This window comes from Nitrosomonas sp. Nm58 (assembly GCF_900107335.1).
Lineage (GTDB): Bacteria > Pseudomonadota > Gammaproteobacteria > Burkholderiales > Nitrosomonadaceae > Nitrosomonas.
Map to the genome: position 1 here is coordinate 65,046 of NZ_FNPQ01000011.1, position 15,193 is coordinate 80,238.

At 49.7% G+C, this 15,193-nt stretch carries 14 protein-coding genes, 1 pseudogene and 2 CRISPR repeat arrays; of the genes and pseudogenes, 14 read left to right on the forward strand and 1 reads right to left on the reverse strand.

Going from position 1 to position 15,193, the window contains the following annotated elements:
- The first annotated feature begins 8 nt into the window (after positions 1-8).
- The 9 genes and pseudogenes from cas5e (at position 9) to BLW34_RS06365 (ending at position 10,885) form a co-directional block, all read left to right on the forward strand.
- Positions 9-689, forward strand: coding sequence for a type I-E CRISPR-associated protein Cas5/CasD (gene cas5e / locus BLW34_RS06330; RefSeq protein ID WP_090577120.1), 681 nt, complete (start codon positions 9-11; stop codon positions 687-689).
- Positions 680-1,303, forward strand: coding sequence for a type I-E CRISPR-associated protein Cas6/Cse3/CasE (gene cas6e, locus BLW34_RS06335; RefSeq protein ID WP_090577123.1), 624 nt, complete (start codon positions 680-682; stop codon positions 1,301-1,303). Before cas5e ends, cas6e begins: the two co-directional genes overlap by 10 nt.
- Before the next feature lie 25 nt (positions 1,304-1,328).
- Positions 1,329-1,490, forward strand: a complete 162-nt coding sequence (locus BLW34_RS15530) for a DUF433 domain-containing protein (RefSeq protein ID WP_177165973.1) — start codon at positions 1,329-1,331, stop codon at positions 1,488-1,490.
- 79 nt (positions 1,491-1,569) lie between these two features.
- Positions 1,570-2,667 carry a PDDEXK nuclease domain-containing protein gene (locus BLW34_RS06340; protein ID WP_256203631.1) on the forward strand — a complete coding sequence of 366 codons (1,098 nt, stop codon included), beginning with the start codon at positions 1,570-1,572 and terminating at the stop codon, positions 2,665-2,667.
- Between the two features lie 15 nt (positions 2,668-2,682).
- On the forward strand, positions 2,683-3,603 hold the full coding sequence (gene cas1e / locus BLW34_RS06345) for a type I-E CRISPR-associated endonuclease Cas1e (RefSeq protein ID WP_090577126.1): 921 nt from the start codon (positions 2,683-2,685) through the stop codon (positions 3,601-3,603).
- The gene (cas2e, locus tag BLW34_RS06350) at positions 3,584-3,880 is read left to right on the forward strand and encodes a type I-E CRISPR-associated endoribonuclease Cas2e (protein WP_090577129.1); all 297 of its coding nucleotides are present in this window, start codon (positions 3,584-3,586) and stop codon (positions 3,878-3,880) included. The genes cas1e and cas2e overlap by 20 nt, the downstream gene beginning before the upstream one ends.
- A 60-nt stretch (positions 3,881-3,940) precedes the next feature.
- Positions 3,941-7,518: a CRISPR direct-repeat array (repeat unit 29 nt; unit sequence GTGTTCCCCACGCCCGTGGGGATGAACCG).
- Positions 7,519-7,762: 244 nt separating this feature from the next.
- On the forward strand, positions 7,763-8,179 hold the full coding sequence (locus BLW34_RS06355; RefSeq protein WP_090577132.1) for a TA system antitoxin ParD family protein: 417 nt from the start codon (positions 7,763-7,765) through the stop codon (positions 8,177-8,179).
- Positions 8,176-8,760, forward strand: coding sequence for an ATPase (locus BLW34_RS06360; RefSeq protein ID WP_090577134.1), 585 nt, complete (start codon positions 8,176-8,178; stop codon positions 8,758-8,760). The genes BLW34_RS06355 and BLW34_RS06360 overlap by 4 nt, the downstream gene beginning before the upstream one ends.
- A 136-nt stretch (positions 8,761-8,896) precedes the next feature.
- A CRISPR array of direct repeats spans positions 8,897-9,644; the repeat unit is 28 nt; unit sequence GTTCGCTGCCGCACAGGCAGCTTAGAAA.
- A gap of 83 nt (positions 9,645-9,727) precedes the next feature.
- Positions 9,728-10,885, forward strand: a pseudogene (locus BLW34_RS06365) (IS3 family transposase).
- A 28-nt stretch (positions 10,886-10,913) separates the two neighbouring features.
- Here BLW34_RS06365 and BLW34_RS16815 read toward each other — a convergent pair.
- The gene (locus BLW34_RS16815; RefSeq protein WP_256203633.1) at positions 10,914-11,036 is read right to left on the reverse strand and encodes a hypothetical protein; all 123 of its coding nucleotides are present in this window, start codon (positions 11,034-11,036) and stop codon (positions 10,914-10,916) included.
- 92 nt (positions 11,037-11,128) lie between these two features.
- On the opposite strand from BLW34_RS16815, the gene BLW34_RS16395 reads away from it, so the two are divergent.
- From BLW34_RS16395 to BLW34_RS06385, 5 genes are all read left to right on the forward strand, one after another.
- Positions 11,129-11,488, forward strand: coding sequence for a biotin/lipoyl-containing protein (locus BLW34_RS16395; RefSeq protein WP_218138795.1), 360 nt, complete (start codon positions 11,129-11,131; stop codon positions 11,486-11,488).
- Positions 11,489-11,568: 80 nt separating this feature from the next.
- Complete coding sequence (locus BLW34_RS06370) at positions 11,569-12,366, forward strand: 2-oxo acid dehydrogenase subunit E2 (protein ID WP_256203634.1); 798 nt, start codon at positions 11,569-11,571, stop codon at positions 12,364-12,366.
- Positions 12,363-12,626, forward strand: coding sequence for an acyl carrier protein (locus BLW34_RS06375; protein WP_256203635.1), 264 nt, complete (start codon positions 12,363-12,365; stop codon positions 12,624-12,626). Before BLW34_RS06370 ends, BLW34_RS06375 begins: the two co-directional genes overlap by 4 nt.
- Before the next feature lie 661 nt (positions 12,627-13,287).
- Positions 13,288-14,490 carry an NAD-dependent formate dehydrogenase gene (locus BLW34_RS06380; protein WP_090577140.1) on the forward strand — a complete coding sequence of 401 codons (1,203 nt, stop codon included), beginning with the start codon at positions 13,288-13,290 and terminating at the stop codon, positions 14,488-14,490.
- 145 nt (positions 14,491-14,635) lie between these two features.
- Complete coding sequence (locus tag BLW34_RS06385; RefSeq protein ID WP_090577143.1) at positions 14,636-15,037, forward strand: helix-turn-helix domain-containing protein; 402 nt, start codon at positions 14,636-14,638, stop codon at positions 15,035-15,037.
- Positions 15,038-15,193: the final 156 nt, after the last annotated feature.

The following is a 15,193-nucleotide window of genomic DNA, read 5'->3' on the forward strand; positions in this document are numbered from 1 at the left end:
AGTCCCTCATGCCGCGCTACCTTATTTTACGGCTGGATGGCCCCATGCAGGCATGGGGAACACATACCTTTGAGGATTTTCGTCCCTCCAATCTATTTCCTACCCGGAGCGGTTTGTTGGGTTTACTTGGGGCTTGTTTGGGCATAGACAGGCATAATCATGCAGAGCTGGAACAACTTGCTGCCAGTGTTGAGTTTACAGTACGTATGGATCGTACAGGGTTACCTCCGAATGCTGAACAACCTATGCTGAAAGCTGCTGTAAAGCTTTCTGATTTCCACACAGTGCTTGCTGCGCGCAAGGTGGATGGATCGCCCAATAAAAACCCTGTGGTTTCACGGCGCGAATACTTGTTTGATGCTGCCTTTACCGTAGCAATTGGCGCAAAACCAATTGCGCCCATTACGCTGGAAGCGATTGCCGAAGCCCTACGTCGTCCATATTTTACACCCGTTCTGGGGCGGCGTTCTTGTCCTATCACACGGCCTTTGCTGGAGGGTGCGCCGATTGATGCTAGCGATGCCAAGACCGCGCTGGCAAGTGCGTTACCTGTTGGTGGGCTGATTTATGCCGAGGGTGATCTTGAATCCATGCAACCTTTGCGCATTCGTGATGTGCCCATGTATGGGCGCAACCGTCAGTTTGGCACCCGGCAGGTGTACGTGCATAAGGAGACGCCATGTTCTTGAGTCGTGTCGAAATTCCGTGGGAGTTTGCCCGCAATCCTTATAACCTGCATCGTCAACTTTGGCGACTGTTTCCCGGTGAGGAAAAGGAAACTCGCAGCAATGGCGAAGAATTGCGTCAGGGGTTTCTGTTTCGTATTGAGGGCAACCCGACAGGTCTCCCAGCGCGCTTGCTAGTGCAATCACGGCGCATGCCAGAAGCTGCATCTGGTGTTGTGTTAGTCGGTACGCGCGAAATAAATCCTCAACCTGTTTTAGATCAGCATTTAGCTTTTTTGATTACAGCTAATCCGGTAAAAACTATTACCGATAGGGAACGTGATACCAAACCGGGGAAACAATCAGAAAAATGTCGTGTGCCATTAATCAAGGAAGAAGATCAGCGCGAGTGGATCGTGCGCAAGCTTGCTGATGCAGGCGAAATTAAAGCGGCAAATGTTTTGCCTCATGCACCTGTTTATTTTCGCAAGGGTAATCGAGGCGGCAAATTGGTAACAGCTACTTTTGAAGGAGTTATGTGTGTGCGTAATCCGGATATTCTTATAACACTTATAGAAAACGGTATCGGCTCCGCCAAAGCCTTCGGTTGTGGCTTATTATTGGTTCGAAGGTTGTAAATTACTCAATAACCAAGCAATCTGCATGCAAGAAAAAAAGATGAACTGGAAAGATCGTATCATAACCAATCTCGATGTGCTTCTCAGCAAGTCGGTTGTGAAAGGTACGCGCTTATCATTTGTATTTTTACTGGATCTCAAGTCATCAGGCGGGCCAGATGAGCAGACTCTTAAGAGCTATCCGTAGTTGATGCTGGATGATTTGGTGCAGTTTATGCTTTTGCCGATGTGGTGCATCTGAAAAGTGCAGCAAAGAGGAAGCTTACTTGAACAATAAAATCGTTAACCCCGATATACAACCTGACAGCGACCTGCACCTTGACATTTCCGCCGCCCTCATGCAGGTACCTGGTGATTATGCCGACTGGCTGGCCGAGCTGAAGACGCGTATTCATGTTGCGCAACAGCGCGCTACATTGGCGGTAAATCGCGAGCTGATATTGCTCTATTGGCAGATCGGGCGGGATATTCTGGAGCGGCAGGCGCAGCAGGGTTGGGGCGCTAAAGTGATTGAGCGGCTGGCGCATGATTTACGCACGGCTTTTCCTGAGATGAAGGGGTTTTCACCGCGTAACCTCAAATATATGCGTGCCTTTGCCAAAGCGTGGCCGGATAGTGAATTTGTGCAAGCGGTGCTTGCACAATTGCCTTGGTATCACCAGCTTGCGTTGCTGGATAAATTGCACAAGGAAGATGAACGTCGCTGGTATGCGGCAAAGGCGATTGAACATAATTGGTCGCGGAATGTTCTCGTGATTCAGATTGAAACGTGTTTGCGTGAGCGCACCGGTCAGGCTATCACCAATTTTGAGACTCGGTTGGCACGTCCACACTCTGACTTGGCGCGCGAGTCTTTGAAAGATCCTTATCGGCTTGACTCTCTTGGTTTGGGCGAGGATGCCGAAGAACGCGCCATCGAATCTGCCATCTTTCAACATATCACGCAATTTCTCATCGAGCTGGGTGCTGGTTTTGCTTATGTTGGACGACAAGTTCATATCGAAGTTGGTGGTGATGATTTTTTCATCGACCTGTTGTTCTATCACCTGAAGCTGCGTTGCTATTTGGTGGTAGAGTTGAAGGCTGGAGCATTCAGGCCGGAGCACACCGGGCAACTTAACTTTTATCTGAGTACCGTGGATGCGCAAATGAAATCCGAACACGATAATCCAGCTATCGGCCTGTTGCTGTGCAAGACTCAAAATCGCGGGGTGGCGGAGTATGCACTGCGTGACACCAACAAACCGATCGGTGTGGCTGAGTATCAGCTCGTTCATTCTTTACCCAAGGAATTGCAAACCAGTTTACCGAGTATCGAACAGATCGAACGGGAGTTGGGAGTTGCTGGGGAGACGGAATCGTAATTACCGGACATAAAAATGACTAACCTTCTTCCTCCACTTAAACCTCTGGCAATCAAAGAGCGGCTATCTATCCTGTTTATAGAAAAAGGTCATCTGGATGTGCTGGATGGTGCATTTGTCGTGATCGACAGAACGGGTGTGCGCACACATGTTCCGATAGGTGGCGTTGCCTGTCTGATGCTGGAACCAGGTACAAGAGTTTCTCATGCAGCGGCTGCATTGGCTGCACGTGTAGGCACGCTGCTAGTGTGGGTTGGTGAGGCAGGGGTGCGGCTTTATTCGTCAGGACAACCGGGTGGCGCACGTTCAGACCGACTGTTGTATCAGGCCAAATTGGCTTTGGATGAAACGTTGCGCTTGAAAGTGGTGCGTAAGATGTACGCGATGCGCTTCGGTGAGGAACCCCCTGCTCGTCGTAGCGTTGAGCAATTACGGGGTATTGAAGGTGCTCGAGTGCGGGAAACGTATAAGCTGATTGCCAGAAAGTATGGTGTGGAATGGAAAGCGAGAAATTATGATACAGATGATTGGGATAAAGGAGATATTCCTAATCGCTGTTTAAGTGCGGCTACTGCTTGTCTTTATGGTGTGACGGAGGCAGCTGTACTGGCAGCGGGTTATGCACCCGCAGTAGGCTTTATTCATACTGGCAAGCCTTTGTCTTTTGTTTATGATGTGGCAGATATCTACAAATTTGATACCGTTGTTCCGCTAGCGTTTAAGATTGCTGCAAAACATCCGAGTAATCCAGAGCAGCAGGTAAGGCTTGGCTGCCGAGATGTATTTCGTGAAAGCAAATTGCTGGAAAGAATCATTCCTGGAATTGAGGAAATGCTTTCTGCTGGTGAAATTATCCCACCTGCTGCACCAGATAACGCTGTGCAGCCAGCCATACCAAATCCTGAGAGTCTAGGCGATGCTGGTCATCGTGCTTGAAAACGCTCCACCTCGGTTGCGTGGACGACTGGCTATTTGGTTGCTGGAGATTCGTGCAGGTGTTTACGTCGGTAATTATTCAGCTAAAGTGCGCGACTATATTTGGAGCCAAGTTGAAAAAGGAATTGAAGATGGTAACGCTGTGATGGCTTGGCGTACCAATAATGAAGCTGGCTTTGATTTCGTGACATTGGGTACTAATCGAAGAATACCGAGTGAAATAGACGGTGCGAAGCTGGTTTCTTTTTTACCTGAAGAAACAGGAGAAGCTCCTTAAAAATTTGGTAGAATTCTGCCTTGCTTTTTATCGCTGAAAAATCAGCGAGATGGGAGAAGTGTGTTCCCCACGCCCGTGGGGATGAACCGCTGTTTGTGTTTGTAACTCAGATACAGCGGCAGTGTTCCCCACGCCCGTGGGGATGAACCGGTTATAATGCAAGTAAGGAAGCCATAGAGTTGGTGTTCCCCACGCCCGTGGGGATGAACCGAGTAGGTATGATAGAGTTTCATTCACTGCATAGTGTTCCCCACGCCCGTGGGGATGAACCGGAAATCACCCGCTGGTGTTCCGATTACACCGAGTGTTCCCCACGCCCGTGGGGATGAACCGTAGCAGCAGCCTTAGACGCAAAAGAAAAATACGTGTTCCCCACGCCCGTGGGGATGAACCGATTGGTTGGATGAAGTAGAGATTAGCGAAGTAGTGTTCCCCACGCCCGTGGGGATGAACCGTCTGGCCTCAACCTCCGCCAATCTTGTCTGTAGTGTTCCCCACGCCCGTGGGGATGAACCGAAGAGAAGATTATTAGCTGGTATGGCCCTGGCGTGTTCCCCACGCCCGTGGGGATGAACCGCCGCCGTCCTGCAAAGTGACGGTACGCAGTAAGTGTTCCCCACGCCCGTGGGGATGAACCGTAGATTTTGATGGTGAAACATATTACATACGGAGTGTTCCCCACGCCCGTGGGGATGAACCGCCGAAATTAATAATGGAACGAGGTGATCCGATGTGTTCCCCACGCCCGTGGGGATGAACCGTACCTTTTGTATTTGTTCCTTAGTTAAATCTGCGTGTTCCCCACGCCCGTGGGGATGAACCGTACGCTAAAACTAGCAGCGCCATTTGCTGCTAAGTGTTCCCCACGCCCGTGGGGATGAACCGACCGAATTCCCGCTCAGCAGAACTTTCTGGGAGTGTTCCCCACGCCCGTGGGGATGAACCGGATGAGCAGAAATGGCTGAAACAGGAAATACAGTGTTCCCCACGCCCGTGGGGATGAACCGCATACCAGTGGCATATTAACGGGCGGGCGGGCGTGTTCCCCACGCCCGTGGGGATGAACCGCGAGCCATTCCCACAACCCTTTAGGAAAAAAAGTGTTCCCCACGCCCGTGGGGATGAACCGGCTTTTCGAGGCCGCTTCCAGTTCTTTGACCTGTGTTCCCCACGCCCGTGGGGATGAACCGCGAGTAAATATTGCCATTGCCAACGCCCAAGCTGTGTTCCCCACGCCCGTGGGGATGAACCGCCTTTCATGCGCTCGGAATCGATTTTGGCCAAGTGTTCCCCACGCCCGTGGGGATGAACCGGTCTGTCCCGTGCGCAACGCCACATGAAAAGCGTGTTCCCCACGCCCGTGGGGATGAACCGGAAACAACATGGGATGGGAGCAAGCTTACGGCGTGTTCCCCACGCCCGTGGGGATGAACCGTCAATGTTCACATCATCAGCGCCGAGTCTGAGGTGTTCCCCACGCCCGTGGGGATGAACCGACGCTTTTTCATGTATTCCGCTGCGGCTATAACGTGTTCCCCACGCCCGTGGGGATGAACCGGAGGTGACCGGAGGTGATAACACTGGCGACACTGTGTTCCCCACGCCCGTGGGGATGAACCGACGTGCTGCCTAGCCGTTCAGAGTCGGTGAAAGTGTTCCCCACGCCCGTGGGGATGAACCGCTATGGAGCACCATCTTAATGTAATGGAATGGGTGTTCCCCACGCCCGTGGGGATGAACCGGCGGCGATGAGTACTTCGTTGCACAAGGCATGGTGTTCCCCACGCCCGTGGGGATGAACCGTCATTGTCAGCCGGTCAATTCGTCGATGCTACGTGTTCCCCACGCCCGTGGGGATGAACCGCATGGATCTGGGATTTGGATAGAATTTTCCTGAGTGTTCCCCACGCCCGTGGGGATGAACCGCAATGTTCGAAGTGGTTGAAGAGCTGAGTGAGGTGTTCCCCACGCCCGTGGGGATGAACCGGGAATATTACGAGAGATGCTACGGGCCATTACGTGTTCCCCACGCCCGTGGGGATGAACCGGCGGTAGAAGTAGTTTATGGAGATAGAGAGGGGTGTTCCCCACGCCCGTGGGGATGAACCGTATTTAGGCAATCTATCTTCAAACAGCCTGGAGTGTTCCCCACGCCCGTGGGGATGAACCGTTGACGTTTGCCAGATAAAGCTACGGCATACTGTGTTCCCCACGCCCGTGGGGATGAACCGTTGGATGAGGCTTTAGATGACTAGCAGAAAATGTGTTCCCCACGCCCGTGGGGATGAACCGCGGCTTTGACTTTTCGCATGGTTTACCGAGGAGTGTTCCCCACGCCCGTGGGGATGAACCGACCGGTTTTATTTAATTGTCTAGCAACGTAATGTGTTCCCCACGCCCGTGGGGATGAACCGGATCATGCTGGATGATATGCTGCGAATCGGTAGTGTTCCCCACGCCCGTGGGGATGAACCGGCCACACAGCCTCACCAAAGGTGGAAAAGGTGCGTGTTCCCCACGCCCGTGGGGATGAACCGTTGTTTGCAGCAAAACCAGCAGGAGGTGGATAGTGTTCCCCACGCCCGTGGGGATGAACCGCTTCCAGCGCACGGGTCAGTTCCGGTGTGGTCGTGTTCCCCACGCCCGTGGGGATGAACCGCGGTCTACGATATGCTGATCCAGTCGGGTATGCGTGTTCCCCACGCCCGTGGGGATGAACCGCTCACTTGACGAGGGTATCCAAGTGATACGCCGTGTTCCCCACGCCCGTGGGGATGAACCCTTTTTCAACGGGTCTACCTGTCACATAAATAAGTGTTCCCCACGCCCGTGGGGATGAACCGGATGTGTTTTTTTATCAGCGTCTTTTATTTCACGTGTTCCCCACGCCCGTGGGGATGAACCGCAGGGAGAGGGCGAAGGAAAGAACATGGGATAGTGTTCCCCACGCCCGTGGGGATGAACCGGCAGAGTCGGTCGCCGCGACCAACCTGAAATCGTGTTCCCCACGCCCGTGGGGATGAACCGGATGGGCCGGTACCGCAGTACACCTACCTGAGGTGTTCCCCACGCCCGTGGGGATGAACCGTTTGCGAGCGGTACAGGCTGACCATTTACTAAGTGTTCCCCACGCCCGTGGGGATGAACCGCTATGGCGTATTCTCTAAATAAATATCCAGCAGTGTTCCCCACGCCCGTGGGGATGAACCGAGGAGTACAGCAATCAAATTGAGGCTTATCTAGTGTTCCCCACGCCCGTGGGATTGAACCATAAACATTTTCGCTTTGAGACAGGTTTCTAAGGTGTTCCCCACGCCCGTGGGGATGAACCGGATGCCCTCGCCCTGATTGGCTACACCTAGACGTGTTCCCCACGCCCGTGGGGATGAACCGCGCGAAATCCAAGCTGGTCGCTGTGTTGAAATGGTGTTCCCCACGCCCGTGGGGATGAACCGGGATGGACGGATTGACCGGATATGAATACGCTGTGTTCCCCACGCCCGTGGGGATGAACCGCCGGTGAGACCGCATTTACTACGCTGCAACGCGTGTTCCCCACGCCCGTGGGGATGAACCGCAGGCGCTTCTTGCCAGGGAGACTCAGCGTCTGTGTTCCCCACGCCCGTGGGGATACATCAGGATTGAGACTCATTGTTACCTGGGCGTTCTGCCTATGGATTAAAAAAAGTGAAGTTGAAAATAGTAAGGACGGAACGTTTGCCACGTATGGTTTTAGCCACAGCAACCGTCCTCGAATTTTAGGGTTTAGACTGACTTTTCTGAAACGCAAGCAGCCTGGCGGCCACAATTAAAACAGTTGCAAATAATTTGTAGCAGACTGCTACAATATGGTGGTTTTGTAATGATATGTGAGGCATGACTATGGCAAAATCGGCATCCCCCATTCGGTTGCAAGAAGAGCTGATGAAAGCAGCAGAGTTAACTGCTGACCGTTTTCATCGCAGCACCGCCGAACAGATAGAGTTTTGGGCGGAGCTCGGGCGTTCTGTGGCTGATACGCTTGATCCTGATGTGATGTTATCCGTCAAGTCGGGGCTTTCAAGAATAAAAGTGGAACCCGTCTATGGCATTCCAGTCGATCCGGCTGAAGTTTTTAAAACACTTGAGAACGACCGGAAAAACGGATCGCTGTCCGGGCGTGTTACATCCGCAGCGATCCGCTATCAGGCTTCATCAAAACATCCGGGGTATCTGGAGCGTATCGATCAGCAAGGCAACATCACTACCGGCCGTTTTCAGAACGGCCAGTTTATTCCATTGAATGAAAGCGTCACTTGAAAAAAGAAAAACAACTCTGGCTGCTTGCGGGCGGCAATGGCGCCGGAAAAACCATGTTTTACCGGCTGCAACTTGAACCGCTTGGTATGCCTTTTGTGAATGCGGATATCCTGGCGAAGCAGTTACATCCGGATCAACCCGAGCAATACAGCTATGAAGCCGCTAAAATTGCCGAAGCCATTCGTTTGCGGCTATTACAGGACGGACGCACATTCTGTTTTGAAACTGTTTTTTCTCATCACTCTAAAATCGATTTTGTTGCCAATGCAAAAGTGCTGGGTTATGAAATTGTGCTTGTCTTTATTCACCTTGAACAGACACAACTCAACCTCGCGCGTATTGCGCAGCGGATGAGCGAAGGCGGCCACGCTGTGCCGGATGAAAAAGTTAAGGCGCGAATACCCAGAGTATTGCAATTGGTTAAGCAGGTTTTACCGCTATGTGATCAAGCATACGTCCTGGACAACTCTCGGGCGGATAGCCCGTTTCAGCAAATAGCGGTGATTCGCAACGGATGTCTTGAGTTAAAGCGAGTATCGATTCCAGAATGGTGTGAGGAATTGCTGTCAGATTATCTGTGATTGTTATACCTATTTTTTTGTTCTTTAATAATTTACAAAGAATCAGTTACTTATTAATTACTGAAAAATTATTAGGTATTTTGTTCATTTCACATTAAACGATTGTTGTTTATAGTTTTTTGAGTGTTATGCTCCAGTTCGCTGCCGCACAGGCAGCTTAGAAATGTGCAGGATGTAATCGACGCGGCGAATGCTCGTTCGCTGCCGCACAGGCAGCTTAGAAAGACTGATCTAATTTAGATGGAGAGCTCGTAAGGTTCGCTGCCGCACAGGCAGCTTAGAAAGCCAACCAGAAAGGCGGGCACGACAAATCGACGTTCGCTGCCGCACAGGCAGCTTAGAAAATGCCCGGAAAAGCCGAGAGTGCCAGCCAGTCGTTCGCTGCCGCACAGGCAGCTTAGAAAGGTGGGAACTGCGGTATCGGTCGGCTGAGAGTGTTCGCTGCCGCACAGGCAGCTTAGAAAATGGATGGAAAAGGTAGGGGTGTTGAGTTTGTGTTCGCTGCCGCACAGGCAGCTTAGAAACGAAACCCAATGCCAGCGCGGGTCAATAATCGGTTCGCTGCCGCACAGGCAGCTTAGAAAATTGTAGACAAGCACATACATATGATGAATGAGTTCGCTGCCGCACAGGCAGCTTAGAAATCGTCAGAAAGTCGGATTCGATCGGAGGTGCTGTTCGCTGCCGCACAGGCAGCTTAGAAAAGAAAATCAACATACCAGCCTCGTAGAATACGGTTCGCTGCCGCACAGGCAGCTTAGAAAGTCTGCTGGCAGTCGTGATCCCGGCGAAGATAGTTCGCTGCCGCACAGGCAGCTTAGAAATTGCATAGTACCTTACGAAGATTTACCGCAAGGTTCGCTGCCGCACAGGCAGCTTAGAAATGTGGTAATAAGCGCACTGACGTGGTTCAATAGAATTGACCAACCCAGTTAAGGGATAATTTATCTTAACTGGAGATTAAGGAATGAATACGAGAAAGAAATATTCGAAGGAATTTAAGTTGGATGCAATCAGTTTGGTACTTGATCAGGGATATACGAGAGTAGAAGCTGCCAGGAACCTGGATATTAATGTCAAGATGTTGTGTCGTTGGATCAATGAGTATCAGACTGATGATGGGCAAGCTTTCCGTGGTAATGGCAAACTGACATTGGAGCAGGAAGAAATTCACCGACTAAAAGAAGAAAACAGGCGATTGAAGATGGAGAAAGAAATATTAAAAAAGGCAGCGGTCTTCTTTGCCAAAGAAACGAGATGAAGTACTCGTTTATTGCCCTTCATAAGAAGACCTGGCCCGTTGATCCGATGTGTCAACTATTGGGCGTAACTCGTAATGGTTTTTATCGTTACCAGAATGAAAGCCGTGAAAACCGAGATGATCGTGAGAATCAGGAAATGCTCCGATTAATTAAGGAGATTGCAGCTGCCAGTGACTACAGCTATGGCAGTCGGCGAATGAAGAAAGCCATGCATGCACGAGGCTACCCAATCGGCCGTTACAAAGTCCGTAAACTTATGAGAGAAGCAGGCATTCAAGTGCGTCATCGCAAGAAGTACAAGGTCACTACCAACAGCGATCACAAACAACCGGTATTTGAAAATGTGCTGAACAGGCAGTTTTCGGTCAGCCAACCAAATCAGGCTTATTACCTGTGTGTGGACACAAGAGGGGTGGTTATATCTTGCGGTAGTAATCGACTTATTTTCCAGACGAATTGTAGGTTGGAGCATGAGTTCTCGCATGAAAAGCAACCTGGTATGCGATGCGTTAAAGATGTCAGTTGGGCAAAGGCAGCCTGCTCCCGGCTTAATTGTGCACTCAGATCAAGGTTCTCAATATGCAAGCCATGCCTACCGAAAACTGTTAGAAAACAACAATTTCATTGGCAGCATGAGTCGTAAAGGCAATTGTTGGGATAATAGTGTGGTGGAAAGCTTCTTTGGCAGTTTGAAACAAGAACGGGTGCAATGGCGCCATTATCAGGCTCGATATGAGGCACAGCAGGATATATTGAATTACATATCCATGTTCTATAACAGCCATCGACTACATTCTTATTTGGATTATAGAAGCCCCATCCAATTTGAAGCTGAAATGGCAGAACTGAAAAAGGTCGCTTAACTGGGTTGTCACAAAGTACTTGACCAGGTCAACCAGCAAGGACGCTCCTGCTAGATGTTCGCTGCCGCACAGGCAGCTTAGAAATCAGCAATGTAAGCGTCCAACGCTTACGAAACTCCACCGGGTAGGCAGGTTTATAGTTTTGAGTCATCTTTCATCTCCTTTAACGAGAACATAATGTGTCCGTCCAAAGGGGACAACTCCAACCCGTTACAATTGTGAAGGCAGCCAAAGAATTGATCTATGGCTAAGTTTGTGATGCCGACTCTCGGGGCTGATATGACCGAGGGAACTCTTGTGAGATGGCTGAAGAGACTAGGAGAATTCATTAAGAAAGGAGAGATTCTTGCGGAGATTGAAACATCCAAGGGTGTTATCGAGGTCGAATCCTTCGCTACCGGCATACTTGATAAAATTTTGGTGGAGCCTTCGACTGAAGTTCCGGTTGGAACTGTCTTAGCATTGATTCGCGAGGAAGAGAAGGGCTTGACGGAAGCTATCGAAACCCCTTCTGCTGGAGTGCCGACAGACATCTCAGTGGCGCCGACAGTTGAAGTGGAGACTCCGCTGTTGCCAGGAGTTTCCCTGGAAGGGGGCATCTAAAAGCCTCCCCGGCAGCAAAAAAACTTGCTCACGATCTTGGGATCAATCTCACCGGCATTCAGGGGACTGGCCCTGGTAGAGTGATTACACGCGAAGATATTGAGCGCACGGCAAAAGGTAAGGAGAAGCCCCTTCTCACTGAGCCCTCTCCTTCCTTCGGCACGTTACAGAGTGCAACGGGCCGTTGGGAGGAACCGGGAGAGAAATCTGCTCGCCAAGTCTGGATGCGCGAAACTATCGCCGCAGCGATGGCTCGTTCGAAACGTGAGATTCCTCACTACTATTTGAGCACAACAATCGATATGGGATCTGCGATTGCCTGGTTGGTTGCGGAGAATGTCAAACGGTCTGTTTCAGATCGGCTATTGTATGGCGTGTTATTGCTCAAAGCTGTGGCCTTGGTCTTGCGTGAAGTATCTGAGCTGAATTCCCTTTGGAAAGAAAAGCAATCCATCCAGAGTCAGGCGATTCATGTCGGAGTGGCGATTTCATTGCGAGGTGGAGGCTTGGTTGCCCCGGCGTTGCACGATACAGACAAGCAAAATCTCAATGACCTGATGCGGAATTTTCGAGGCCTTGTGAAGCGGGCACGGGGAGGAGCGCTACGCGCCTCAGAATTGTCTGATCCAACAATTACAGTGACCAGCCTCGGCGAGCAAGGTGTTGAGTCAACCTTTGCTGTAATCTACCCTCCACAGACAGCGATAGTAGGGTTTGGAAAAATTGTCGAGCGTCCATGGCTCGTCAATGGACAAGTTGTTGCGAGGCCGGTGATAACGGCGACACTCTCAGCTGATCATCGTGCTACCGACGGCCATCGGGGCGGCCTGTTTCTCTCCGCAGTTGAGCGCCTCCTCCAGGAGCCAAGCAAGCTATGATGGCATCCAATCTCAACAGAGAAGAAATCAGAGTCACAACTCTTCGTATTCTCGGAGAGATCGCCCCGGAAGCGGATCTGGAGCACATCAAGCCGGATGTAAGCTTTCGCGATCAACTGGATATCGACTCGATGGATTTTTTGAACTTCGTTGTTGGCCTTCATGAAACCTTCAAAATCGAGATCCCTGAGGCTGATTACCCGAAAATGACAACCCTTAATGACTGTGTCGAGTATTTAGAGCTTGCCCAGAAAGTATAAGCAATTGTTTTTACACGTAAATATCTTAAAAATCAATGCTTAAGTGCGAGGTTTTTGAATAATTCATGCAGAAACCTTGCACTTGATTTGAACTCAAGCTCACCTAAGTTCGATTATTTTTATTAAACCGCATGTTGTTATAAACAATATGTTATGAATTATAAATTTTAAACGAGATTATGAGAAATACTTTCTGAGTAGACTCTATTTAATCTCACGACATACCGTATAGCACATCATTATTGCGCTCATCTGAAATCCTATGAACGAGAAACTATTGGCATGTAAAAATTCACTGACCTGGCCGATATTCAGTGCCAAATGAACAGAGAGTCTATTGCATAGCAATGGGTACTGCCAGTTGCGTTAAATTGGGTGAATAGGTTTGCGGTGCGGTGGTCGATAGCCAATGAGCCGTGTATTCTCAACTTGTAGTTCTTTGTATTTCCTGACCTGATCAATTCTCAGACTGCCATATTCTCCTTGCGCCAGAAGTAGTAACTTTTATTCGATATTTCTACTTGCCTGTTATTCTCTCAAAGTATCAAAAAGCGGAAGCACCGGCTACCAAAATGATTGACAGCTCATCAGACATTAAGTATCTTGCATTTAAGAAGAGAGAAAGACGTTTATTTTTTCCTATAGATTTGGAGGATATAATATGTCGAAAATTGTGTGTGTACTCTATGAAGATCCAGTAGATGGGTATCCTAAGTCCTATGCTCGGGATGGACTTCCAAAGCTTGAGCATTATCCTGACGGCCAACTTCTTCCGACGCCCCATAAGATCGATTTCAAGCCCGGCGACTTGTTAGGATGTGTTTCTGGAGAATTGGGGCTTCGCAAATTTCTCGAGAATCAAGGACATCAATTTGTAGTAACCTCAGACAAAGACGGAGAAAATTCCGTGTTTGATCGGGAACTAGCTTATGCAGACGTGGTGATCTCGCAGCCATTTTGGCCGGCATATCTTACAGCGACCCGGATAGCCAAGGCACCTAAGTTAAAACTTGCGATTACGGCTGGGATTGGATCCGATCATGTGGATCTTAAGGCTGCCATGGAACGGGGAATTACGGTCGCCGAAGTGACTTACTGTAACAGCGTTAGTGTCTCCGAACACATTGTCATGATGATCCTCTCTCTTATTCGGAACTATATTCCCTCCTATCAGTGGGTTGTGGAGAAGGGATGGAATATCGCCGATTGCGTTGCTCGATCGTATGATCTTGAGGGAATGACGGTTGGTACAGTTGCTGCTGGTCGTATTGGCCTTGCGACCTTAAGGCGACTTAAGGCATTTGATGTGAAACTTCATTACACCGACCGATATCGGCTTTCTGAATCTGTTGAGAAGGAACTTGGACTTACGTTTCACCCAAATGTGGAGTCGATGGTTCCTTTTTGTGATGTTGTGACGATCAATTGCCCCTTGCATCCTGAAACGGAGCATCTTTTTAATGATGCTCTCATCGGCAAAATGAAGCGGGGCGCGTATCTTATCAACACTGCTCGTGGGAAGATTTGTGACCGAGATGCCGTAGTTCGGGCGCTAGAAAGTGGGCAATTAGCAGGCTATGCTGGTGATGTCTGGTTTCCGCAACCACCACCGAAGGATCACCCCTGGCGGACGATGCCTCACCATGGGATGACCCCCCATACGGCAGGGACGTCGTTAGCTGCGCAAGCACGTTATGCTGCAGGAGTAAGAGAAATTCTGGAATGCTGGTTTGAAGGGCGACCCATTCGGGAAGAGTATCTCATCGTTGATAAGGGAAAATTGGCAGGCACAGGTGCTCACTCTTATACCGCTGGAAATGTGACTGAAGGCGCTGAAGAAGCGGCACAATTTAAGGAGAGGTAGTGTGAAAGCGCTTGCAGAAATAATTTTGGGTTCTCCCGGAAATTGCGTGCGTAGGCGCAGTAGCAGATTAAAGAGATGATGGAAAAGTAGAGCAAGATAGATTGAAATAGCCGCTATTATTTTTTAATGATGAGGTTATTTCAAAATGTCGACGAGCTTGCTTTATCACGCTTTTGGCATAATGGGTTATTTTTATCAAAGTACCCGTTATATTGCAAGCGCCATTGTAATTGCGATAAAAGAGGATCAATGGTGTTTAAGATGCCCCGTTTGCCGAAACCGCAACGTATCCTGTCGAGGGAAGGTAACTCGTCGCTTTCGAACGATACCGATAGGACAAAAGGCTGTATATATTGATCTTCCGGTACAGCGGGTAGAATGCTCCGAGTGCCAGGCGGTGCGCCAGGTAAAGGTGCGGTTTGCCGATGAACGTAAAGGTTATACTCGTGCATTTGAAAGATTGGTACTGGAATTCTCCCGGCATATGACTATCCGTGCGGTAGCACGTTACCTTGGAGTGAGCTGGGATCTGGTTAAGGAAATCTAAGAAGCTGTCTGGCAAAACGATTTCCATTAGAATCAAGTATTTTTTGATAGTAAGCTAAGAGATGTCATACAAAACGGATATAAATGATGAGGAATGGAACTTGATAAAAAAGAGTTTGATCCTGTCAGCAAACGAGGCAATAGCCATAAACATAGC

Coding starts and splice junctions, on each gene's coding strand:
- cas5e (WP_090577120.1), top strand. CDS start 9: ATGCCGCGCTACCTTATTTTACGGCTGGATGGCCCCATGCAGGCATGG.
- cas6e (WP_090577123.1), top strand. CDS start 680: ATGTTCTTGAGTCGTGTCGAAATTCCGTGGGAGTTTGCCCGCAATCCT.
- BLW34_RS15530 (WP_177165973.1), top strand. CDS start 1,329: ATGCAAGAAAAAAAGATGAACTGGAAAGATCGTATCATAACCAATCTC.
- cas1e (WP_090577126.1), top strand. CDS start 2,683: ATGACTAACCTTCTTCCTCCACTTAAACCTCTGGCAATCAAAGAGCGG.
- cas2e (WP_090577129.1), top strand. CDS start 3,584: ATGCTGGTCATCGTGCTTGAAAACGCTCCACCTCGGTTGCGTGGACGA.
- BLW34_RS06355 (WP_090577132.1), top strand. CDS start 7,763: ATGGCAAAATCGGCATCCCCCATTCGGTTGCAAGAAGAGCTGATGAAA.
- BLW34_RS16815 (WP_256203633.1), bottom strand. CDS start 11,036: ATGACTCAAAACTATAAACCTGCCTACCCGGTGGAGTTTCGTAAGCGT.
- BLW34_RS16395 (WP_218138795.1), top strand. CDS start 11,129: ATGGCTAAGTTTGTGATGCCGACTCTCGGGGCTGATATGACCGAGGGA.
- BLW34_RS06375 (WP_256203635.1), top strand. CDS start 12,363: ATGATGGCATCCAATCTCAACAGAGAAGAAATCAGAGTCACAACTCTT.
- BLW34_RS06380 (WP_090577140.1), top strand. CDS start 13,288: ATGTCGAAAATTGTGTGTGTACTCTATGAAGATCCAGTAGATGGGTAT.
- BLW34_RS06385 (WP_090577143.1), top strand. CDS start 14,636: ATGTCGACGAGCTTGCTTTATCACGCTTTTGGCATAATGGGTTATTTT.